This is a genomic window from Paraburkholderia phymatum (assembly GCF_040965635.1).
In the GTDB taxonomy this organism is placed as follows: Bacteria; Pseudomonadota; Gammaproteobacteria; order Burkholderiales; family Burkholderiaceae; genus Paraburkholderia; species Paraburkholderia phymatum_B.
The window spans coordinates 275621-297165 of sequence record NZ_JBFRCH010000001.1; the positions used below are offsets into that span (position 1 = coordinate 275621).

Genomic DNA, 21545 nt, shown 5'->3' on the forward strand with positions numbered 1-21545 from the left:
ATGATTCGTTTTTCCGAAGACCTTCAGCGCTGCGCGGCACGCAACGTCTGCAACAGTCGGGTGGTGTCGAGGTGCGTCGCGACGATGTCCGCCGACGCGGGGCTCAGATGCGGCACGCTGCCGAGCAGCGGCGCGCGATATTGGCGGTCTAGCCGCTCGCGGATCGCGGCGATGTTCTCGTCGGCGAATCGCATTGCGGGATCGACGCGATTCGCGACCCAGCCGGCGATCGGTAGTCCGCGCGCGACGATCGCTTCCGCCGTCAGCAGCGCGTGGCTGATGCAGCCAAGCCGCATGCCGACGACGAGCACCACGGGCAGATTCAATGCGACGGCGAGATCGGCGGTATCGTGCGCATCGGTGAGCGGCACGCGAAAGCCGCCGACGCCTTCCACGACGACGACATCGGCCATTTGTGCCGCCGTCTGATGCGCGTCGACGATGCGCGTCATGTCGAGCGTGACGTTTTCGTGCCCGGCGGCGATGTGCGGCGCGGCCGGTTCCTTCAGCATGAACGGCGTGCGGATGGCGGGCGGCAACAGCACGTTGGCGGCGGCGTCGAGCTGATCGGCGTCTTCGTTGTGCAGCACGCCGTCCACCATCGACGCGCCCGCCGCAACCGGCTTCATCGCGGCTGCGCGCAAGCCGTCGCGCGCGAAGCCGCGCAGCAGCGCTGCCGACACCAGCGTCTTGCCGATTTCCGTATCGGTGCCCGTCACGAAGAGAGACAGCGCGCGGCTCATGCGAGCGTCTCCGCCGTCTTCATCAACGCGTGTTCGAGCTGATCGAGGTCGCTATGCGAATGCGCCGCCGACAGAGAAATGCGCAGACGCGACGTGCCTTCGGGCACTGTCGGCGGACGGATCGCGGGCACCCAGAGATTCGCGCGATCGAGCGACGCGGCCACCTCGAGCGTCGCCTCGTTCGCGCCGATGACGAGCGGCTGCACGGCCGTCTGCGAATCGACGGGAAGCCACGGTGTGCGCTTGAGCATCTCGCGCGTGCGTTCGATCAGCGAGCGCAGATGCGCGCGTCGCTGGTCGCCCTCGATGCCTTCGATGATGCGCAGGCTCGCGGACACGGCATGAGCGGCAGCGGGCACCGACGCCGTCGTGAAGATATACGGCCGCGCGCGCTGCACGAGCCATTCGATCACCGTTTCGTGCGCGACGACGAACGCGCCCGACACGCCCGCCGCCTTGCCGAGCGTGCCGATCGAGATCAGATGCGGCGAGCGCAGTGCGGCCTCGGCGACGGCGCCGCGTCCTTGCGGACCCAGCACGCCGAAGCCGTGCGCATCGTCGACGACGAGCCATGCGCCATGCTTTTCCGCGAGCGCTAGCAGACGGGCGAGCGGCGCAACGTCGCCGTCCATGCTGAACACGGTGTCGGTGACGATCAGTTTTACGGCAGCCTCCGAAGCGTCGAGCATCGCGCTCAATGCTTCGACGTCCGCGTGCGGATAGATCTCGATCTCGGCGCGCGAAAGCCGTGCGCCGTCGATCAGCGACGCGTGATTGAGCGCATCGGAGAACAGCGCCGTGCCGCGTCCCGCGAGCGCGGTGAGCGTCGCGAGATTCGCCATATAGCCGGTGCTGAAGTACAGTGCGCGCGGATTGTCGACGAAGCCGCCCGCGAATGCAGCGAGATCGTCTTCGAGTTGCGCGTGCGCGCGCGAGTGGCCGCCGAGCAGATGCGACCCGCCGCTGCCCGCGCCATAGCGGCGCGCGCCTTCCGTCATCGCGGCGACGAGCAGCGGATGCGCGGCGAGCCCGAGATAGTCGTTGCTCGCGAAGCCGATCATGTCGCGGCCGTCGACGGTCATGTGCGCGGAGCACGGCGAGTCGATGGTACGGCGGCGACGGCGCAGGCCGAGCGCGTCGATATCCTTCAGACCTTGTTCGAGCGTTTCGAGCAACTGCATCAGCGCGCCTCCGCCACGGTTGCTTCGAAGGCCGCGCGCGTGCGTTCGGCGAGCAGCGCGATTTCTTCGTCGTCGAGGATGTACGGCGGCATCAGATACACCGTCGTGCCAATCGGGCGCAGCAGCAGTTCGCGCCTCAGCGCGTTCTCGAAGAAGCGGCGCGAGAAGGTCTTCGCGGCGTGGGCGTCGTCGATTTCGGCATCGAACGCGATGATCGTGCCGCGCTGACGCAGATTGCGCACATGCGCATGCTGCGCGAGCGGTTCGAGCGCGGCACGCAGCGCTGCCGATTTCGTTGCGTTTGCGGCGAGCACGTTGTCGGTGGCGAACAGATCGAGCGTCGCGAGCGCCGCGCGGCACGCGAGCGGATTGCCCGTGTACGAATGCGAATGCAGGAAGCCGCGCGTCGTGTCGTCGTCATAGAAGGCCGCGAAGATCTCGTCGCGCGACAGCACGATCGACAACGGCAGATAGCCGCCGCTGATCCCTTTCGACAGGCACAGAAAATCCGGCCATACGTCCGCCTGTTCGCACGCGAAGAAGGTGCCCGTGCGTCCGCAGCCGACGGCGATTTCATCGGCGATCAGATGCACGCCATAGCGGTCGCACAGCGCGCGCAAGCCCGCGATGTACGACGCGTCGTGCATCGCCATGCCCGCGGCGCACTGCACGAGCGGTTCGACGATCAATGCGGCGATATTGTTCGCGCGCGCTTCGAACAGCGAGCGCACGTCGTCGAGCGCGCGCTGCGCGACCTCCGCGGCCGTTTCGTCTTCGCGCGCGAAACGCGCATCCGGCGAGGCGACCACATGCGCGTTGCGGATCAGCGGATCGTACGCATCCTTGAAGAGCGCGACATCGGTGACGCCGAGCGCGCCGATCGTCTCGCCGTGATAGCTGTTCGCGACGCAGACGAACTCGCGCTTGTAGTCGTAGCCGCGATTGCGCCACGAGTGGAAACTCATCTTCAGCGCGATCTCGACAGCCGACGCGCCATCGGACGCGAAGAACGCGTGACCGAGCGTGTTCTGCGTCAGCGCGCCGAGACGTTCGGCGAGCTCGATGGCGGGCTCGTGCGTGCAGCCGGCGAGCATCGCGTGCTCGAGCGTGTCGAGCTGATCCTTCAGCGCGGCGTTGATGCGCGGGTTCGCGTGGCCGAACAGATTGACCCACCACGAACTGATCGCGTCGAGATAGCGATGTCCATCGCGATCGTAAAGCCACGCGCCCGCGCCACGCGAAACGGGCACGAGCGGATAGCGCTCGTGATGCTTCATCTGCGTGCAGGGATGCCACACGGCGCGCAGGCTGCGGGCGACCCAGTCTTTCGTTACTTGTGTATTCAAAACAACTCCGACCATGAACCGGGCAAGGCGCGGGCGTCGGGCGCGGTGCGTCTCGCGTGTCGGTCATGCAAATGCTGCTGGCGAATCGGGACGGTGAACGTCCGCCTTGAATCCGGCGACGGGAAAGTGCCGCGGCATCGTCGGCGCTCGACGATCGCGGGCTTCCTTGGTGCGTCGGATGTGCTGTTGCCGCGACGCGTGGCAACCTGTTCGCGGTGCCTCGGCAGTGCGTTTCCTTGCGACAGCGGGAGTGAGATTAGCGCGATATCAACTGCGATGCACTATCGGAAAACACTGTGTTTTCAAGGGTCTGCGCGCGATTTTCCGTGGTTGACGACAGCTTGCCGCCGTTTCGCTGGGAAGCACGCAGATGACCGTAGATGACGACGGCAAAGTTATGGGCCTGCTGCGAAAAAATCCGGGCTGCGTCCGCGCATTTTTTTTCCAGTCTTGCAGAATGCGGGCGAAGGCGTGCAAGTTAACGGCCGTGTGGTGGCGTGAGATAAGGCTCAACGAACGGGTTTATGTGCGGCTTCCACGTCGGGCGCGCAGCGGCGATTGCACTGGACGCCGAACAGGATCTGGAATCCTGATCATCGGCTTTTTTGTCACGTCGGCGGTTTATGAATCGCGTCGCCCAAGGCGTTCTTTCGCGTGTCGATGAATTTCGTGCGGAGTTAATCCGCGCCTAAATTCAATCATTGACGGGCTCACGCGCTTTTTTCACTACGGCGCGACGCGGCGATGGACCTCTTCGAGCAATTCGTGCGCGAGCGGATGCAGTTGCCAATGTCAAGGGAGGCGCGCACGTTAGACGCAATGACGGCGCGCATTGGGAAAGCGGAGCTGGGTCGGATGATTTACGCCGGAACGCGATGCGCAAAAACAGGCACTGACGCGCGCAGTGAAGGGGATTCAACGGCTGGCGAGAGCCGGCTTGCCGTTGTTTTTAGGCGTGGAATCGTTGTCCGCGTCGGCCGTTTGAGTCGACGAGTCTTTCCAGACGACGTTGTCGTTCACCGCGTACAGATGGCACGGGTCCGAGCTCTGCTTCTGGCAGTTCGCGACCGCGACCGACATCGGATCGTCGCCGCCTTCCGCCCACGACCACGCGCCCGAATTCGACACTGCAAACGCACGGCTCGGATACTGGTGCAGGAAGTTGCGATATCCGGCGCGGCCGGCGTCGTCGACGTAAGGCACGGCGTCGACGGAATCGATCGACGCGAAATGCGTGGCCTTCGGCTGCGTCGGCTCGGCGACGCGATACTGAACGCCCGTCGGCATGCCGACGCGCGCGAGAAACGCCTCGACGGACGGCCACCAGACGCGCACGCCGTCGCGATCGCCGACGAGACGATGCGCGTCGTTCTTGTACGAGCCGAAATCGACCATCTTCGCGCTGACGCCCGACGCCTGCGTATGTTGGGTGTAAGCGGTGTACATGCGCGAAACCAGCGACGACGGCCAGATCGAATCATTGTCGCCGTACATCCACAGCGAAGGCACATGCGTCTTCTCGCCGTACGTGCCGAATGCGCGCGCCAGATTGCCTTGCCAGTCGGAGCAGGCGTCCTGGCGCAGGCCGCCTGAGAAATTGATCAGCGCGCGCACGCCGGGCGCGGCGTCCATGCCGTAGGCGATCGTCGCGAGACCGCCGTGCGACGTGCCCGCCACAACGATGTGCTGTGCATCCACGTAGCTTTGCTTCGACATGTAGTCGACGGTCGCGGCGACGTCGGCGGCCTGGCTCAGGCCGTTGCGCGTCACGTCGCAACCGTCCTGTACATACGTGCCGCCCGAGTCGGCGAAACCCTGACGGTTCGGCGCGACGACGACATAGCCGCGGCGCACGAACTCGCGCGCGAGCGACATCGGATCGCTGCGCGTCTGCATGCGCGGATCGCCGTGAATCTTGCCGTGATTGAAGACGACCATCGGGAACGGGCCGGGGCCGTCCGGTTTGTAGACCGTCGTTTCCAGGGTGATGTTGCCGTCGGCGCGGGCGGGAATGCGGATGATCTGTTCGCTCAACTTGACGACGGGCAGATAGCCGTCGTCGAGCGCAAGGCGCTGCACGTTTGCGCGGCTCAGCGGGCCATCGGCTTCCGCGAGCGGATCGGCGTGCGCGAACGAAACAGCGCAGGCCATGAAGGCCGCCGACATCGCACAAACTGTCAGAACTTTGCTGAACGCCATTCGCAACACCTACTTTCAAAAACGCCTGAAGCTTCCCTTACGGGCTGATTGCACTGCGGTTGCATGCAAAATTAAGGCCAAAAACGCCGTGTACGCTGCGCTCGTTGCGCAGGCGGACTGACCTGGACAGCATTTGGATGAACCGAAGCCGGTAGACGCGACCCCACGCGTCAAGTGAGCGCCTCGCGATGTCCCTGATCGCTTGCCGTACCGAAGGGTCGGCCGGCGGTGCATCTGGACATCCTGCGGGAGCGGTGGTCCGCCACCTCGCTACAAAGCGCTGCAACATCTGTGGGACTCATACTGGCACGACAATTTATATTTGTGCAATTCAGTACAAACCCCTTGCGGAACCAATTCTGGAGGTTTAGATGCGGTCGCGACGGCTCTGCGCGGTCCATCCTGCGGGTCCGGAGAGGAAGCGTTTTTGAGGGACGTGGTGTCTATCCAACACCTTGATTTTGTTGCGGAATTCGACCCTTTTTGAGCCATGTGAACAGTCGCAGCCGAAGCTATCGCGCGGTTATCGAGGGCTCGGCGTCAGCGTTCGCTCACATCGCCGTCGACATAACGCCAGCGCCCGTCGTCACCTCTGACGAAACGGCTCGATTCATGCAGCCGATGCGCCCGTCCGCCCACCTTGTAACGCGCGACGAACTCTACTTCGGCGTGCGTATCGTCGAGCGGTGTGTAGCGCTTGATCTGCAGACCTAGCCAGCGCGGTGCATCGGGCGCATCGGCGTCGACGTCGAGATCGGCGGGGCAGGTTTGCGCCGCCCACGTGTCGCGCAAATATTGGGACTCGCCGAGCACATAGGCGCTATAGCGCGAGCGCATCAGTTCGAGCGCGGTCGGCGCGGCGGCGCCACCGTCGATGTAGCGGCCGCAGCAGTCGGCGAAACGCGGCGGCTTGCCGGTGTCGCGTCGATCGGGCGCGGCGCCGCCGCAAGGGCAATCGATGGGGCGTTGCTTCGCTGATGCAGTCATGAAAGATCGGTGCTCAGTTCAGCCCGCGCGCGATCAGGATCTTTTGAATGTCGCTCGTGCCTTCATAGATCTGGCACACGCGCACGTCGCGATAAATGCGCTCGACGGGGAAATCGCTCAGATAGCCGTAGCCGCCGTGAATCTGCAACGCAGCCGAACAGATCCGCTCCGCCGCTTCCGATGCGAACAGCTTCGCCATCGCCGCTTCCGTCAGACACGGCTGGCCCGCATCCTTCAGCGATGCCGCGTGCCAGATCAACTGGCGCGCCGCTTCGAGTTGCGTCGCCATGTCGGCGAGACGGAACTGCACGGCTTGATGCGCAAACAGCGGCTGGCCGAAGCTCTCGCGCTCCTTGGCGTACGCGAGGGCCGCTTCGAGCGCCGCACGCGCCATCCCGACGCTCTGCGCGGCGATGCCGATGCGCCCGCCCTCCAGACCCGACAGCGCGATCCGATACCCTTCGCCTTCCGCGCCGATCAGATTCGCGGCCGGCACGCGGCAGTTGTCGAAGACGATCTGCGCGGTGTCCGACGAATGCTGGCCGAGCTTGTCTTCGAGGCGCGCGACGACATATCCCGGCGTATCCGTCGGCACGATGAACGCGCTGATGCCGCGCTTGCCGGCGCTCCTGTCGGTGACAGCCATCACGATCGCGACGTTGCCGTTCTTGCCGCTCGTGATGAACTGCTTGACGCCGTTGAGTACGTAGAAGTCGCCGTCGCGCGTGGCCGTGGTGCGCAACGCGGACGCATCCGAGCCCGCCTGCGGCTCGGTGAGGCAGAAGGCGCCGAGCATCTCGCCGCGCGCAAGCGGCGTGAGCCAGTCTTGCTTCTGCGCTTCGTTGCCATACGTCAGCAGAATGCTGCACACGGGGCAGTTATTGACGGAGATCGCCGTCGATGTGCCGCCGTCGCCTGCCGCGATTTCTTCGAGTATCACGGCGAGCGCGAGCGCGTCGAGACCGGCGCCGCCGTACTCTTCGGGCACGAGCACGCCATACGCGCCGAGTTCTGCAAGCTGGCGGTGCACGTTGGTGGGAAACGTGCGGTCGCGGTCCCATTGCGCGGCGTTTGGCGTCACGGCTTCGCGTACGAATGTGCGAACGGCGTCGCGGATCATCAGATGGTCCTGATCGAGCAGCATGCGGATGTCTCCCCGGTTAGTGTGATGCTCACCATTCGAGCGCGGTGCCGTCGTACTGGAAGAAGCGGCCATGAAAGAGATGCGGCGTGCTTGCCGCCTGCGCCAGCACCTCCCGCATGCCTTTCACGCTGTGCGCCGGATCGACGGCGGCGCTAGCGCCGCCCATGTCCGTGCGCACCCAGCCCGGATGCAGCGAGACGCAGGTGGCGGTGCGCGTCTGCACGGACGTCACTTTCAGCACGTCGTTCAGCGCCGCCTTGCTCGCGCGATACAGCCAGCCCGTCGTGCCCGTCGTCTCGCTGATGCTGCCCATGCGGCTCGACAGCACGGCGAGCACGCCGCGCGCGTCTTCGACGAGCGGGAGCAGCACGGGGATCAGCTGCATCGGCCCGCGCACGTTGGTCGCCATCACGAAGTCGAAGTCTTCCGCGCTGATCGTCTCGACGCCTTCCGTATGCGGGCCGTACACGCCCGACACGATCACGGCGGCATCGAGCCGCTCGCCATCCAGCTTCCAGCCGAGCGCGGCGATTTCCTCGGGATCGGTTACGTCGAGTGAAAACGCTTCGGCGCCGAGCGCGACGAGCTCGCCGAGCGATTCGTCGCCGCGCGCGGTGGCGAGAACGCGCCAGCCGTCGTGCCTGTATTGCTTCACGAACTCGCGGCCGATACCGCGCGACGCGCCTACGATCAACACGGTCTTCATGAAGTTTCCTCATGCGCGCGGATTGCCGCGCGCTGTCGTTGGAACAAGTGTTAGACGAGCTCGATGCCCATCGCCGTCGCTTCGCCGCCGCCGATGCACAGGCTCGCGACGCCGCGCTTCAGCCCGCGCTTCTTCAGCGCGCCGATCAGCGTGACGAGAATGCGCGCGCCCGATGCGCCGATCGGATGGCCGAGCGCACAGGCGCCGCCGTTCACGTTCACCTTGTCGTGCGGCAAGCCGTGCTCCTTCATCGCGGCCATCGCGACGACGGCGAAAGCCTCGTTGATCTCGTACAGATCGACGTCCGCCGCCTTCCAGCCGTTTTTCTCGAACAGCTTGCGGATCGCGCCGACGGGCGCCGTCGTGAACTTCGCCGGCTCCTGCGCGAACGTCGAGTGGCCGACGACGCGCGCAAGCGGCGTCACGCCGAGCTTCTTCGCCGTCGATTCGCGCATCATCACGAGCGCCGCCGCGCCGTCGCTGATCGACGACGAGTTCGCGGCCGTCACCGTGCCCGTCTTGCTGAACGCGGGCTTGAGCGTCGAGATCTTGTCGAGGTTCGCCTTGAACGGCTGTTCGTCGCGCTCGACAGTGACGCTGCCTTTCTTGCTTTCGACGGCAACGGGCGCGATTTCCCACGCGAACGAACCGTCTTCGTTCGCGCGTTTCGCGCGCGTCAGCGATTCGATGGCGAACTTGTCCTGCGCCTCGCGCGTGAAGTCGAACGACGCCGCGCATTCCTCGGCGAACGTGCCCATCAGACGGCCTTTGTCATAGGCGTCTTCGAGGCCGTCGAGGAACATGTGATCGAGCACCTGGCCGTGGCCCATGCGCATTCCGCTGCGCGCCTTCGGCAGCAGATACGGTGCGTTCGTCATGCTCTCCATGCCGCCCGCGACGATCACGTCGACGGAACCGGCCGTCAGCATGTCGTGCGCGAACATCGCGGCACGCATGCCCGAGCCGCACATCTTGTTGACGGTCGTCGAGCCCGTCGACAGCGGCAGGCCCGCGCCGAGCGCAGCCTGACGCGCGGGCGCCTGGCCCTGGCCGGCGGGCAGCACGCAGCCCATCACGGCTTCGTCGATCTGCTCAGGCTTGAGGCCCGCGCGCTCGACGGCCGCCTTGATCGCGACGGCGCCGAGCTGCGGCGCCGTCAGCGATGCGAACTCGCCCTGGAACGCCGCCATCGGCGTGCGCGCAACGGAAACGATGACGATCGGATCGTGTTTTGTCTCACTCATGTTTCAGCTCCTTGATGACTCCGTGGACGACAGCGGCCACACCGCCGAGCTTCGCGGCATCGGCGGCGACCATGTCGTTGTCTGCCGTGTGCGCGCGGCTCGCCGATACGGCCGCGACGCAATTCGTATAGATTCCATCGAGCGCTGCCGGCTCTTTCACCGTCATGCCGAGATCGCGCACGCGCCCGTCATGCACGCCGTACACCCAGCCGTGAACCGTGAGGTCCTGGCCGCGCGCCCACGCGTCGTTGATGATCGTCGTGCGGCACACGTTGACCACCTGTTCGATCGTGTTCAGTTCGACGAGACGCCGATGCCGCGCTTCGCCCATCGGCCATTCCTCGAGCAGCGCCGAGTGCTTCGTGCGCACGTCCTGCACGTGATGCAGCCAGTTGTCGGCGAGACCGACGCGCCGTCCCAGCAGCGCCGCGCCGACGCCCGAGCAGCCGTAGTGGCCGACGACCATGATGTGCTTGACCTTCAGCAGGTCGACGGCGAACTGGATCACCGACAGACAGTTCAGGTCCGTATGCACGACGACGTTCGCGATGTTGCGGTGGACGAACACTTCGCCCGGCGGCAAGCCGATGATTTCGTTGGCGGGCACGCGCGAATCCGCGCAGCCGATCCACAGATATTCAGGCGCCTGCTGATGCGCGAGCCGCGAGAAGAATTCGGGGTCTTCGTCGAGCTTGTGCGCGACCCACGCATCGTTGTTCTTGAACAGATGCGCGAGGGGATGAGGGGCGGAAGGGGCGTTCGTGTTCATGATGGTATCGACGTAAATAGCTTGTGTCTGTGTGCTCGATGGCGGACGCTGCGCGCGTTCATGCGACTCGTACGGCGGGCGCCGGATCCGCATCGGCGGCGCGATCCGCAGCGAACCGTTCCGGATAGCGGACGGAAAAGCGCAGGCTGCGGTCATAGGGATAGAAGTCGGGCAATTCGCCCTTGAGAATCGAGTCCTTGTTCCTTTGCCACAGCGACGGCTCGAAGAAATCCGCGTGATGCTTCATGAACGATTCGCGCACGCGCGGATCGCCGAGCAGAAACGTGCCGTACGTCTCCGGGAAAATGTCGTGCTGTCCGACCGTGTACCACGGCTCGCCCGACATCTCGTCTTCCTCGTGGCGCGGCGGCGGCACGGCGCGCACGTTGCAGTCGGTGAGATATTCGATCTCGTCGTAGTCGTAGAACACGACGCGACCATGACGCGTCACGCCGAAGTTCTTGTACAGCATGTCGCCGGGGAAGATGTTCGCCTGCATCAGTTCCTTCACTGCGTCGCCGTATTCCTTGATGCCGTGATCGATGTCGGCGTCGGTGCCGTGTTGCAGGAAGATATTGAGCGGCACCATGCGGCGCTCGATGTACAGATGCTTGATGACGAGATTGTCGCCTTCGTATTCGAGCATCGACGGGGCTTCTTTTTCCAGCTCGCGAATGAGCGCGTCATCGAGGCGCGACAGCGGCAACGCGACGCTCGAATATTCGAGCGTATCGGCCATGCGTCCCAGGCGGTCGTGGCGCTTCACGAGCTGATACTTGCTCTGCACCTTTTCGCGCGTCGTGTCCTTGGGCGGCGGAAACGAATCCTTGATCAGCTTGAACACGTACGGGAACGACGGCAGCGTGAACACGAGCATCACCATGCCCTTGATGCCGGGCGCGACGATGAACAGATCGCTCGAATGCTTCAGATGCCGCAGCAGATCGCGATAGAAGAGATTCTTGCCCTGCTTCTGCAAGCCCACCGACGTATAGATTTCCGCCCTCGGCTTGCTTTGCAGAATGCTGCTGAGAAACTCGATATACGCGGACGGCACTTCCATATCGACGAGGAAGTACGAATGCGAAAAGCTGAAGATGATCAGCAACTGGTCGCGCCGGCAGAGCAGCGCATCGAGTGCGAGCAGGCCCGGCTTCACATGATGGATCGGCAACGCGAACGGCACCATCGTATCGGCGTTGATCACGCGGCCGATGATGTACGCCGCCTTGTTCCGGAAGAACAGCGACGACAGCACATGAATCTGGAAATTCGGCGCTTCGTCGAAGATGCCGAAGTTGTCGCGGAACGCCCGGATCACGCACTCGACATCGCGCGTGAGATTCTCGAACGGCAGGTTCAGCTGGAAGTTCGTGACGATGCGCTCCAGCGTGACGGCGAGCCCGTCCTTGCCGGGGTAGTACGCGCGATACGTCGGCTTCGCGGCGGGCTCGTCGTTCTCGATGTACTCCGTCGAGATCGCGGGCCGCACGAAGATGAAATCGTTGTTGAAGTACGAGCGGTGCAGGATGTGGCAGCACACCGAGTTGAAGAACGTCTCGGCGCATTCGGGCTGGCGGTGCGTCGTCAAGAGGCCGATGTAGTGCAGCTTGATCTGCTGCCACACGTCGTCGTCGATGTTCTCCGCGTCGTATTCGTCTTCGAGCTTTTCGATGCATTCGTGCACGCGATCGTCATACGACGCGATGCGATCGCGCGCGAGCTTTTGCAAGCCATGCCAGTCGCCGGCTTCGAACAGGTCCTTCGCGCAGATCGCGGCTTCACGGAAGACGTGGTAATGCCGGTCGAAGCCCTCGAGCAGCGTCTCCGCGACGTCGAAGCCGATCTGTGACGACAGCAGTTTGGGAAAGTGATTCATGTCGACCGTGCATTCGTTCAATGTCGTGAGGACACCCGCGATTGTATCGCCCGGGTGAGCCTGCGAGACGCCTTCAGGCCGCTTCAGGCCTTCGGGCGCAGCGCCGACGCATCGTCTTTTGAAGCGTGTTGCAGGGCGTTCGGCACATCTTCACGCAAAGCCGCGCCAACTATCGTGTACGTGTCCCGATCTCCTGCTCAGGTCTTTTCTTTCGATGCTTCCGCGTGCGCGAGTTTTGCCGCTTCGTGATAGCCGTCGCCGCGCATGCCGCTTTCGAGCAGCACGCGCGCTTGCGCTTCATATTGCGCGAGGTCCTCGAGCGTCGCATTCAGGTCTTCGCGCTGACGTTCGAGCACTTCGCGATGCCTGATCACCGTCGCGAGAAACGCCTGCAACTGCGGAACGGTGTCCGTCGGCGAATCGTACAGATCCAGCAACGCGCGGATTTCCGACAGCGTGAAGCCCAGCCGCTTGCCGCGCAGCGTGAGCCGGAGCCGCGTGCGGTCGCGGCCGGAGTATACGCGGCGCAGTCCGCTCGATCCTTCGCGGCTCGGCGAGAGTAAACCCTGGTCCTCGTAGAAGCGGATCGCGCGCGGCGTCACATCGAATTCGCGGGCCAGTTCGGTGATCGTGTATTGCGTGTTCATCATCGGGTGTTCATCGAATCGTCTGGCGTGTCCGGCCTATCGGGCTTTTGGCGCGGCCGGGCACAAAAACGGATTGAACGTTAGAATCGACGTTTACGTTATCGTCAACCTGAACAAAGCGCAACCCGCGCTGCACGACGCACACGGTTCGCGATTTACCGATGCGTCGCGCCGCCGACGGAGGAAAGCACCACGATGAATGCTCTCGAACACCAACTCGAATACCCGTTCGCCGACAGGATGCCCGCCGCGGGCACGACACAGGAGGTCGCGCCCGGCGTCTACTGGCTGCGCATGCCGCTGCCGTTCGCGCTCGATCACATCAATCTCTGGCTGCTGCGCGACGAGATCGACGGGCAGGAGGGCTGGACGATCGTCGATTGCGGCATTGCTTCGGATGAGATCCGCGCGAACTGGGAGACGCTGTTCGATACGATGCTCGAAGGACTTCCCGTGTTGCGCGTGGTCGTCACGCACTGTCATCCGGATCACCTCGGTCTCGCGGACTGGCTGTGCGAAGGCGGCGAGAAGAAGCGCTGGAACGTGCGCCTATGGATCACGCTCGGCGAATACATGCTCGGCCGCGTGATGGCGGCAGGCGACGGCTCGAACGCGGGCGGCGAGGGCGCTGCGCGGCATTTGGCACGGCATGGGCTGACGGACGAGGCATCGCTGGACAAGCTGCGCAATCGCAAGAGCTACTACTCGAATCTGGTGCCTTCGGTGCCGCGCCAATACAGGCGCATGCGCGAGGGCGATGCGCTGACGATCGGCGGACGCACATGGCGCGTCGTGACGGGCTTCGGTCATTCGCCGGAACATTGCGCATTGCACGCCGAAGCGGACGGCGTGCTCATTTCCGGCGATATGGTGTTGCCGCGTATTTCGACGAACGTGTCGGTGTTCGATATCGAGCCGGAAGGCAATCCGCTTGCGCTGTATCTCGGTTCGCTCGGCCGCTATGAAACGATGGCCGCCGATACGCTGGTGCTGCCATCGCACGGCAAGCCGTTTCGCGGGTTGCATACGCGCATCCTTCAGTTGCGCGACCATCACACGGCACGCCTTGCCGAAGTGCGCACCGCTTGCGCGCAGAAGCCGTGCAGCGCGGCGGATATCGTGCCCATCATGTTCAAACGCGAACTCGATATCCATCAGATGACGTTTGCGATGGGCGAAGCGCTCGCGCACTTGCATCTCTTGTGGCTCGCAGGAGAAATGAAGCGCTTGCAGGGCGGAGATGGGTTGATTCGCTTCGAGATGCAGTAAGAGCGCTGGCTTATCGCGTGCGCCTTTGGCGCGCGCGCTGCGTGAACGCAATTCGAGCTACCGCCAAATGAAAAACGGCCCGAACGCGGTTGCGCCCGGGCCGCCGAATGCAGACCGTTTCGTGAACGACGGCGACTACTGCACCACCACCGCTCCAAAATTCTGCCGGCCAAACGGACTGACGTGATACCCGTGTACGTTCGTCCGCGTGATGGCAGTCGCGGTCGGATAGCCGAGCGGAATCCACAGCGCCTCATCGTGGATGATCTGCTGCGCGGCCTGATACGCTTTCGTGCGCTTGCTCTGATCAGAGGTTTGCTTGCCCTGCTCGATCAGCTTGTCGAGCTCCGGGTCGCAGTAGCGCGCGAAGTTGATGCCCGACTTCACCGCATTGCAGCTAAAGAGCGGCGACAGATAGTTGTCAGGGTCGCCGTTGTCGCCGGCCCAGCCCATGAACAGCGTGTCATGCTGTCCCTGCTTGGCCTGCTTGATCAGCTCGCCCCATTCGATCACCTTCACCACCGCCTTCACGCCGATCTTCGCGAAGTCGGCCTGTAGCATTTCGGCGCCCGTCTTCGGATTCGGATTCAGCACGCTGCCGGTCGGACGCACCCAGATCGTCGTCGAGAAGCCGTCGGGATAGCCTGCCTCGGCGAGCAGCTTCTTCGCCTTGTCGGTGTCGTATGGCCAAGGCTTCACTGCCTTGTCATAGCTCCACGTATTCGGCGGATACGGATTGTTCGCGGGCGTCGCCGTATTGTCGAACACGGCCTTCAGATACGACGTGCGATCGAACGCCATGTTGAGCGCGGCGCGCACCTTCTGGTTGTCGAGGGGCTTCTTCTGCGTGTTGAGCGCGACGAACGCGGTCATGAACGCGGGCGTGTCAACGATGGCGAGCGACTTGTCCTTCTTCGCGTCCGCGACGTCCTGCGGCTTCGGCGACAGCGCGATCTGGCATTCGCCCGCCTTCACTTTTTGCGCGCGCACGGCGGCGTCAGGCGTGATCGCGTAGATCAGCCGGTCGATCTTCGGTTTCGGGCCCCAGTACGACGGGTTCACGTCGTAGCGGATGATCGAGTCCTTCGTGTAGTTCTTCAGCACGAACGGACCCGTGCCGATCGGCTTTGCGTTCAGATCGGCCTGCTTGCCGGCCTTTAGCAACTGGTCCGCGTATTCGGCCGAATAGATCGACGCGAAACCCATCGTCAGGATCGACACGAAGGTTGCGTTCGGCTCGTTCAGTTCGAACTTCACCGTGTTGTCGTCGACCTTCGATACCGACTTGATCAGCTTCACGAGCCCCATCGACTGCGCATGCGGAAAGCCGCTCGCGCCCGCAACCTTATGCCACGGATTGTTGTCGTCGAGCATGCGGTCGAACGTGAAGACGACGTCGTCGGCATTCAGCGGACGCGTCGGCTTGAAGTAGTCGGTGGTCTGGAACTGCACGTTCGGATGCAGATGGAACGTGTACGTGAGGCCATCGGCGCTCACGTCCCACCTGTCGGCGAGCGAAGGCACGACTTTCTTCGCCGCTTCGTCATACGACACGAGCGAGCTGAAAATCACATCCGCCGATGCGTTCGTCGTGACGAGCGAGTTGTACTGAACAACGTCGAAGCCGTCCGGGCTCGATTCGGTGCAGACGGTAAGCGGTTTTGCGATGGTCAGCGCGGGTGCGATGGCGAAGGCCGTCAGCGTCGTGGCGGCGAGCAGCTTGAAACGCATAAGATCTCCCGGAATTTCGAATTCTTCGTGGCGGGGCGGCGTGGTGCATTCTGTCGTGCACTGCGCGCGCTCCGGGCAGGTGCTTCACGCATTTTCATTCTGATACGGATTCGCGCCGGCGCAGTGCGTCACATTCCGCCGGCTCTCGCGCAAGCTTATCGAACGCTTACGGCAGCGACAACAATTGAATCCGAATAACGATATGGTTGCGCGTTCGCGCTAGCGGCTGGCGTAGCGCAAAAGATACGCGATGCCGTCAATTGCGCGCGAGCCGTACCACGACACCATCGCGCCATCGATCAGCTCGATTCGTTTGCCCTTGAGCCCCGCATTCTTTTTGAGCGCGTCGCAATGCTGCTGCGTGAAGCGATACGGCTCGCTCGAAAGCAGCACGCGATCGACGTCATCGAGCCACGCGGCGTCGAAATCGAACGACGGATAACGGCCCGCGCCTTTATCGCCGCCTTGCACGGCCGGCAGCGTTTGCCAGTTCACGAGGCGCAGCATCGCCGAGATATAGGTGTCGCGCGCGACCGTCATCCACGGCTCGCGCCAGATCGCGTAGAGGACGTTTTGTTGTGACCACGCGCGCGATGCGGCTGCATCGAGTTGCGTCTGAAGCGCGATGCACAATTGCCGCGCCTCGTTCTCACGGTCGTAAATCGCGCCGAGCAGCGCGTACAGCGCGACGTTGTCAGTCGGCGCGAGCGGATGCGTGACGACGATATGCGGCACGAACTCGCGCAATTTCTCGACGGTTTCGCGCTCGTTCTCGTCGATATTGACGATCGCGTGAGTGGGTCGCAGCGCCCGCACGGCATCGATTTTCACCGCCTTCGTGCCGCCGACCTTCGGCACCTTGCGCACCTTGTCGCGTGGATGCACGCAAAAGCCCGTTCGCCCGACGATCTGCGCGTCGAGCTTCAATGCAAAGAGAAGTTCGGTGATGCTCGGCACCAGCGACACGATGCGCGCGCCGCTACCCGCTTTCGCGTGCTCGATACCGGCTGCATCGACGGCACGCGCGATCATGATTTAGCGGGCGGCGCGCGGCTTGCGCGGGGCCTTTTCGAAGACGGCGTCGTAGAGCCAGCGCGGCAGCACATGCAGAAGCATCGCCGCAAAACGCATCTGCCACGGGAAGATCGCGAAGCGCGTTTTGCGCGCGATCGCATCGGCGACCTTTTCGGCGAAGCGGTCCGCGTCCATCAGAAAGGGCATCGGGTACGGATTGTGCTCGGTCATCGGCGTGCGGATATAGCCGGGCGCGATCGTGACCACCGACACGCCGAGCGGCCGCATCTCGACGCGCAGCGCTTCCAGATACTTCGTCGCCGCCGACTTCGAGGCGCTGTACGCGCCGGAGCCGGGCAGCCCGCGCACGCCCGCAACGCTCGCGATGCCGACGAGCGTGCCCTTGCGCGCGGCGATCATCGCCGATGCGAACGGCTCGAACGTCGCGACCATGCCGAAGTAGTTCACGTCCATCACGTCGCGGAACGCCTGCAAATCGCCGTGCCCCGTCACGGCGCCGTGGCTGATGCCCGCGTTCGCGATCACGATGTCGGGGCAGCCGTGCGCCGCGATGAACTGCTGCGCGGCATGAGCGAGCGCGTCCGCGTCCCGTACGTCGACGGAATACATGGAAATCGCGTTCTGGGGATGGGACTGCTGGAAGCGGGCGAGCGCGTCGCCGCGACGGGCAACGAGGCCTAGAATCGCGCCGCGCCGCGCATATTCGGCGGCGAGCGCTTCGCCTATGCCACTCGACGCGCCGGTGATGAAAACCTTCAGCGGTGAACTCATACCGGCCGTCGTGCGTGAATGGAATTACATCTTCTTCGCGCGGACCTGCCCGACCAGGTAGTCGAGCACCTGGAGCGTGCCGGGCAGGCTGTTCGTCTGCGCAGGGCCCGTTTCGTACTTGCCCTGCACGGCCAGCGTCGGCACGCCGTCGATCCGGAAGTCTTCGATCAGCTTCTTGTCACGCTGGACCGCGCTCTGCGTCGAGAACGAGTTGTACGCGTCCATGAACTTCTTCGAATCGACACCGTTCTTCGCGAGGAATTTGGCCTGCTCTTCCGGCGTCAGCAGATAGTTCTTGTTGACGTGGATCTCATGGAAGATGGTAGGCGTCAGCTGATTCGCGAGGCCGAGCGCGTCGACGGCGTGATAGAGCTTCGAATGCGGAATGAAATCGTCGCGGAACGCAACGGGCACGCGCTTGAACACGACGTCCGGACCCTGTTTCTTGACCCACGATTCCAGGTATGGATCGAACTCGTTGCAGTGGGGGCAGCCGTACCACATGAACTCGATGACTTCGATCTTGCCGGCGGGCTCCTCGACGGGCTGGGGCGTGGACAGCACCGTGAAGTCCTTGCCGGCGACGGGCGCGGCAGGCGTTGCCTGCGCCGCGCTCGCGACGAGGCCGAGAGAGAGGAAAAGAATGCTCAGCAGTTTTTTCATGTCTTGTGAACCCAATCAGGGGAAGTAACGGTGGCGGGTTTTGGCGCCGCGACCGCAACGTTTCGGCGGCAGGCGTCTGCCGCACATGAGACTCGCGCCGCGCGCTGAAGGTTCAGCGGCGGCGCGTGACAACCCGTTACTGCGTGTGAATCACTGCTTCGTAAAGCGGATGACGGCGGTGTCGACGCCCGCATCGGACAGGCGCTGACGCGTGGTGTTCATGTCCTCGAACTTCGAGAACGGGCCGATTCGAACGCGATAGTACGTCACACCGCCCGCATCGCGCTGCGTGACCTTCGATTCGAAGCCCTGGAACGCGAGCCGCGCGCGCTGCTGTTCGGCGTCGGCGGACGTCTTGTACGCGCCGACCTGCAGCAGATAGCCGGTGTTCGCGTCGGCGGCGGAGGGCGGCGTGCCGTTCGCATTCGGCGTCGAGCCGGCCTTCGGCTGATTCGGTGCGTTGTTCGCGATGCCCGGCGCGCTGGTCGCTTGCGGCGGCTTGCGCGGCTGGTTCATCGCCATCGTGTTGCCGTTGCTGGCGCCGTTGTTCGCGTTCGCGCCGTTGTCCTGAGCGGGCTTCGGCGGGACGGCGACACCGTTGTTCGCCGGCGGCACTTCGACGATCTGCGGCTCTTCGAGCATGCCCGAAGTCTGCGACTGGTTCGTGGTCTGGCCGGGCGCCGTGTTGGGCGGCGCGGGCTGCGCGGCTTGCGGCACCGGCTGGCCGGGGCTCTTGCCTTGCAGCGGACGGTTCGGGTCGTACTGCGGCTGGCTCGCACCGGCATCGGACGCGGCGGGCGGCGCGACCTTCGCGACAAACGGCGTGGGCGCGCGCGTGATGTAGAGCGCCACCACCACCGCGATGGCCAGGCCGACGATCAGGCCCAGCACGATACCGAGAAAAGTGCCCCCGGTCTGTTTCGATTGCTTCGTTGTGCGGCGTGGTTTTGCCATCGTCTGTTTCACCTGCAAAAGTAAATCTGGAATGACCGTCGATTATAGCGACGGCCATCCGCCTGACGTCTTAATTAAAGCGCGTGGAGATTACATTTTGGCGGGTGCCGAGACACCGATCACGGCGAGGCCGTTCGCCAGCACCTGGCGCGTCGCCGCGAGCAGCGCGATGCGCGCATTGCGCGGCGCTTCTTCGTCGACGAGAACGCGTTCGGCATTGTAGAACGAGTGAAATTCGCCTGCGAGATCGCGCAGATAGAACGCGACTGCGTGCGGCGCGAGTTCGTCGGCGGCGTGCGTCAGCATGTCGGGGAATTCGGCAAGCTTTTGCAGCAGCGTCATCGCGCGCTCGCTGTCGAGCGGCGACAGATCGACGGCCGGCAGCAGGGCTTCATCGGCGGCGTAGCGCGACTTCCATTCGCTGATCACCGAGCAGATGCGCGCGTGCGCGTACTGCACGTAGTACACCGGGTTCTCGTCGTTCTGCTTGAGCGCGAGATCGACGTCGAACACGAACTCCGTGTCGGCCTTGCGCGAGATCAGGAAGAAGCGCACCGCGTCGCGGCCGCGGCGGATGGTCTCTTCGTCGAGCAGATCGGGCGCCGCTTCCTGGCCCGGCAGCGCGCCGCCCGACCATTCGATCAGATCGCGCACCGTCACGTAGCTGCCCGCGCGCTTCGAGATCTTCACTTCCTGGCCGTCGCGCATCACGGTGACCATCTTGTGCAGCACGTAGTCGGGATAGCCCTTCGGAATGCCAATGCCGAGCCCTTGCAGACCGGCGCGCACGCGCGCGATCGTGCCGTGGTGATCCGAGCCCTGGATGTTGATGACCTTCGTGAAGCCGCGCTGCCACTTCGTCTCGTGATAGGCGACGTCGGGCACGAAGTACGTGTACGTGCCGTCGGACTTGCGCATCACGCGGTCCTTGTCGTCGCCGTCGTCGGTGGTGCGCAGCCACAGCGCGCCGTCCTGCTCGTAGGTCTTGCCGGCGTCGATCAGCTCCTTCACCGTATTCTCGACGCGGCCTTCCTTGTACAGCGACGATTCGAGGTAGTACTGGTCGAACTTCACGCCGAACGCCTGCAAGTCCATGTCCTGCTCGTGACGCAGATAGGCGACGGCAAACCGGCGGATCGCTTCGAGATCCTCGACGTCGCCCGCGCCCTTGACAGGCTCGCCGTCGCTCGCCGATACGGTTTCGCCGTTCAGGTAGTCGCGCGCGATGTCGGCGATGTATTCGCCGTTGTATGCGGCCTCGGGCCAGCCCGCGTCGCCGGGCTTCAGGCCACGGGCGCGCGCCTGCGTCGAGATCGCCAGGTTGCCGATCTGCACGCCCGCATCGTTGTAGTAGAACTCGCGATGCACGGCATAGCCCTGCGACTCGAGCACGTTCGACATTGCATCGCCGAGCGCGGCCTGGCGGCCGTGTCCGACGTGCAGCGGGCCCGTCGGATTGGCCGACACGAACTCGACCAGCACGCGCTTGCCCGCGTCGCGCGTCGAGCGGCCGAACGTTCCGCGCTGCTCGAAGATCGCGGCGATCACGGCCTGCTTCGAAGCGGCCGACAAACGCAAGTTGATGAAGCCAGGACCGGCCACTTCGGCGCTGTCGACGAGGCCCTTGGCCTGCGGATGCGCAAGCAGCGCATCGACGATCAGTTGCGCGAGCTGGCGCGGGTTGCTGCGCAGCGGCTTGGCGATCTGCATCGCGACGTTGCACGCGACGTCGCCGTGCGCGGCGACTTTCGGTCGTTCGAGCGTGATGGCGGGCGCGACGAACGCGGCTTCGGATTCACCTTGAGTGGCCTGGGCGACCTGCTTGACGACGTCGGTCAGCAGGGTTTCGAGAGTTTGTTTGTGTGCAGGCAGCATGCTTGTTGCGAGTCCAGTGAGGCAGTCCGATGAAGCGGGCAGCGCCGCGAACGGCGCGGAACCAGGCCGTCGACGGCCTGGGAAGCGCTTGAGCGCCGGATGCGCGTCGCGAGCGTGACGCTGCGGCGGCGCGATAAGGCGGCGATCGTTTCGCGGCGCGCGCCGTGGCGACAGCGGGGCACATGCTGGGCAAAGCGGCACAGCGTATGCAGCGTGCACGGACGCACGGCGGCGAGCGTTTTCCGTCAAGCGGGATTTTAGCAGGTGCTAATATGTCCAATCAGGTGCCCAGCGGGGGCCGTGGCCACCGGCAACACCTGAGCAAGCAGCCAGCGCGCCAACGGTACCCGTGGGGCTGGCCGCGATGAGCGTCATGCGGCCGGCCGTGGGAGAAGCCAACAT

General features: G+C 64.1%; 19 protein-coding genes. 2 read left to right on the forward strand and 17 right to left on the reverse strand.

What is annotated here, in order from left to right:
- Window positions 1-23 precede the first annotated feature (23 nt).
- The 4 genes from bioD to AB4Y32_RS01245 all read right to left on the reverse strand — a co-directional run bounded on the left by bioD (window position 24) and on the right by AB4Y32_RS01245 (window position 5469).
- Window positions 24-743 carry a dethiobiotin synthase gene (gene bioD / locus AB4Y32_RS01230; RefSeq protein ID WP_368719596.1) on the reverse strand — a complete coding sequence of 240 codons (720 nt, stop codon included), beginning with the start codon at window positions 741-743 and terminating at the stop codon, window positions 24-26.
- Window positions 740-1924 (reverse strand): 8-amino-7-oxononanoate synthase, encoded by a 1185-nt coding sequence (bioF, locus tag AB4Y32_RS01235; protein ID WP_368719597.1) that lies wholly within the window; start codon window positions 1922-1924, stop codon window positions 740-742. The genes bioD and bioF overlap by 4 nt, the downstream gene beginning before the upstream one ends.
- Window positions 1924-3270, reverse strand: coding sequence for an adenosylmethionine--8-amino-7-oxononanoate transaminase (gene bioA / locus AB4Y32_RS01240; RefSeq protein ID WP_368719598.1), 1347 nt, complete (start codon window positions 3268-3270; stop codon window positions 1924-1926). The genes bioF and bioA overlap by 1 nt, the downstream gene beginning before the upstream one ends.
- Window positions 3271-4185: 915 nt before the next feature.
- Window positions 4186-5469: a dienelactone hydrolase family protein gene (locus tag AB4Y32_RS01245; protein ID WP_368719599.1), complete on the reverse strand. Its 1284-nt coding sequence runs from the start codon at window positions 5467-5469 to the stop codon at window positions 4186-4188.
- On the opposite strand from AB4Y32_RS01245, the gene AB4Y32_RS01250 reads away from it, so the two are divergent.
- On the forward strand, window positions 5420-5590 hold the full coding sequence (locus tag AB4Y32_RS01250; protein ID WP_368719998.1) for a hypothetical protein: 171 nt from the start codon (window positions 5420-5422) through the stop codon (window positions 5588-5590). The two genes, AB4Y32_RS01245 and AB4Y32_RS01250, sit on opposite strands and share 50 nt — an antisense overlap.
- A gap of 419 nt (window positions 5591-6009) precedes the next feature.
- Here the strand turns inward: AB4Y32_RS01250 and AB4Y32_RS01255 are convergent, their stop codons facing one another.
- From AB4Y32_RS01255 to AB4Y32_RS01285, 7 genes are all read right to left on the reverse strand, one after another.
- Entirely contained in the window at window positions 6010-6456 is a 447-nt protein-coding gene (locus AB4Y32_RS01255; RefSeq protein ID WP_368719600.1) for a YchJ family protein, read from the reverse strand.
- Window positions 6457-6469: 13 nt separating this feature from the next.
- The gene (locus AB4Y32_RS01260) at window positions 6470-7600 is read right to left on the reverse strand and encodes an acyl-CoA dehydrogenase family protein (protein ID WP_368719601.1); all 1131 of its coding nucleotides are present in this window, start codon (window positions 7598-7600) and stop codon (window positions 6470-6472) included.
- Window positions 7601-7628: 28 nt separating this feature from the next.
- Complete coding sequence (locus AB4Y32_RS01265) at window positions 7629-8306, reverse strand: SDR family oxidoreductase (RefSeq protein WP_368719602.1); 678 nt, start codon at window positions 8304-8306, stop codon at window positions 7629-7631.
- A 50-nt stretch (window positions 8307-8356) separates the two neighbouring features.
- A complete protein-coding gene (locus AB4Y32_RS01270; RefSeq protein ID WP_368719603.1) occupies window positions 8357-9550 on the reverse strand; it encodes an acetyl-CoA C-acetyltransferase in 1194 nt (397 codons plus the stop codon).
- Complete coding sequence (can, locus tag AB4Y32_RS01275; protein ID WP_368719604.1) at window positions 9543-10319, reverse strand: carbonate dehydratase; 777 nt, start codon at window positions 10317-10319, stop codon at window positions 9543-9545. Before can ends, AB4Y32_RS01270 begins: the two co-directional genes overlap by 8 nt.
- A 58-nt stretch (window positions 10320-10377) precedes the next feature.
- The gene (gene aceK / locus AB4Y32_RS01280; protein WP_368719605.1) at window positions 10378-12198 is read right to left on the reverse strand and encodes a bifunctional isocitrate dehydrogenase kinase/phosphatase; all 1821 of its coding nucleotides are present in this window, start codon (window positions 12196-12198) and stop codon (window positions 10378-10380) included.
- A gap of 197 nt (window positions 12199-12395) precedes the next feature.
- Window positions 12396-12845: a MerR family DNA-binding transcriptional regulator gene (locus AB4Y32_RS01285; protein ID WP_368719981.1), complete on the reverse strand. Its 450-nt coding sequence runs from the start codon at window positions 12843-12845 to the stop codon at window positions 12396-12398.
- Between the two features lie 195 nt (window positions 12846-13040).
- Here AB4Y32_RS01285 and AB4Y32_RS01290 point away from each other — a divergent pair, with 195 nt between their 5' ends.
- The gene (locus AB4Y32_RS01290) at window positions 13041-14114 is read left to right on the forward strand and encodes an MBL fold metallo-hydrolase (RefSeq protein WP_368719606.1); all 1074 of its coding nucleotides are present in this window, start codon (window positions 13041-13043) and stop codon (window positions 14112-14114) included.
- Between the two features lie 135 nt (window positions 14115-14249).
- Here AB4Y32_RS01290 and AB4Y32_RS01295 read toward each other — a convergent pair whose 3' ends face one another.
- The 6 genes from AB4Y32_RS01295 to argS all read right to left on the reverse strand — a co-directional run bounded on the left by AB4Y32_RS01295 (window position 14250) and on the right by argS (window position 21143).
- The gene (locus AB4Y32_RS01295) at window positions 14250-15845 is read right to left on the reverse strand and encodes an ABC transporter substrate-binding protein (RefSeq protein WP_368719607.1); all 1596 of its coding nucleotides are present in this window, start codon (window positions 15843-15845) and stop codon (window positions 14250-14252) included.
- Between the two features lie 219 nt (window positions 15846-16064).
- Window positions 16065-16877 carry a helical backbone metal receptor gene (locus AB4Y32_RS01300; RefSeq protein ID WP_368719608.1) on the reverse strand — a complete coding sequence of 271 codons (813 nt, stop codon included), beginning with the start codon at window positions 16875-16877 and terminating at the stop codon, window positions 16065-16067.
- 3 nt (window positions 16878-16880) lie between these two features.
- A complete protein-coding gene (locus tag AB4Y32_RS01305) occupies window positions 16881-17651 on the reverse strand; it encodes an SDR family oxidoreductase (protein WP_368719609.1) in 771 nt (256 codons plus the stop codon).
- 24 nt (window positions 17652-17675) lie between these two features.
- Window positions 17676-18314 (reverse strand): thiol:disulfide interchange protein DsbA/DsbL, encoded by a 639-nt coding sequence (locus tag AB4Y32_RS01310; protein WP_368719610.1) that lies wholly within the window; start codon window positions 18312-18314, stop codon window positions 17676-17678.
- Window positions 18315-18464: 150 nt separating this feature from the next.
- Window positions 18465-19268: an SPOR domain-containing protein gene (locus tag AB4Y32_RS01315; protein WP_368719611.1), complete on the reverse strand. Its 804-nt coding sequence runs from the start codon at window positions 19266-19268 to the stop codon at window positions 18465-18467.
- 90 nt (window positions 19269-19358) lie between these two features.
- A complete protein-coding gene (argS, locus tag AB4Y32_RS01320; protein ID WP_368719612.1) occupies window positions 19359-21143 on the reverse strand; it encodes an arginine--tRNA ligase in 1785 nt (594 codons plus the stop codon).
- Window positions 21144-21545: the final 402 nt, after the last annotated feature.

Bases quoted from the DNA above. Each gene is read 5' to 3' on its own strand.
- bioD (WP_368719596.1), bottom strand. From the start codon at position 743: ATGAGCCGCGCGCTGTCTCTCTTCGTGACGGGCACCGATACGGAAATC.
- bioF (WP_368719597.1), bottom strand. From the start codon at position 1,924: ATGCAGTTGCTCGAAACGCTCGAACAAGGTCTGAAGGATATCGACGCG.
- AB4Y32_RS01250 (WP_368719998.1), top strand. From the start codon at position 5,420: ATGAAGGCCGCCGACATCGCACAAACTGTCAGAACTTTGCTGAACGCC.
- AB4Y32_RS01245 (WP_368719599.1), bottom strand. From the start codon at position 5,469: ATGGCGTTCAGCAAAGTTCTGACAGTTTGTGCGATGTCGGCGGCCTTC.
- AB4Y32_RS01255 (WP_368719600.1), bottom strand. From the start codon at position 6,456: ATGACTGCATCAGCGAAGCAACGCCCCATCGATTGCCCTTGCGGCGGC.
- AB4Y32_RS01260 (WP_368719601.1), bottom strand. From the start codon at position 7,600: ATGCTGCTCGATCAGGACCATCTGATGATCCGCGACGCCGTTCGCACA.
- AB4Y32_RS01265 (WP_368719602.1), bottom strand. From the start codon at position 8,306: ATGAAGACCGTGTTGATCGTAGGCGCGTCGCGCGGTATCGGCCGCGAG.
- AB4Y32_RS01270 (WP_368719603.1), bottom strand. From the start codon at position 9,550: ATGAGTGAGACAAAACACGATCCGATCGTCATCGTTTCCGTTGCGCGC.
- can (WP_368719604.1), bottom strand. From the start codon at position 10,319: ATGAACACGAACGCCCCTTCCGCCCCTCATCCCCTCGCGCATCTGTTC.
- aceK (WP_368719605.1), bottom strand. From the start codon at position 12,198: ATGAATCACTTTCCCAAACTGCTGTCGTCACAGATCGGCTTCGACGTC.
- AB4Y32_RS01285 (WP_368719981.1), bottom strand. From the start codon at position 12,845: ATGAACACGCAATACACGATCACCGAACTGGCCCGCGAATTCGATGTG.
- AB4Y32_RS01290 (WP_368719606.1), top strand. From the start codon at position 13,041: ATGAATGCTCTCGAACACCAACTCGAATACCCGTTCGCCGACAGGATG.
- AB4Y32_RS01295 (WP_368719607.1), bottom strand. From the start codon at position 15,845: ATGCGTTTCAAGCTGCTCGCCGCCACGACGCTGACGGCCTTCGCCATC.
- AB4Y32_RS01300 (WP_368719608.1), bottom strand. From the start codon at position 16,877: ATGATCGCGCGTGCCGTCGATGCAGCCGGTATCGAGCACGCGAAAGCG.
- AB4Y32_RS01305 (WP_368719609.1), bottom strand. From the start codon at position 17,651: ATGAGTTCACCGCTGAAGGTTTTCATCACCGGCGCGTCGAGTGGCATA.
- AB4Y32_RS01310 (WP_368719610.1), bottom strand. From the start codon at position 18,314: ATGAAAAAACTGCTGAGCATTCTTTTCCTCTCTCTCGGCCTCGTCGCG.
- AB4Y32_RS01315 (WP_368719611.1), bottom strand. From the start codon at position 19,268: ATGGCAAAACCACGCCGCACAACGAAGCAATCGAAACAGACCGGGGGC.
- argS (WP_368719612.1), bottom strand. From the start codon at position 21,143: ATGCTGCCTGCACACAAACAAACTCTCGAAACCCTGCTGACCGACGTC.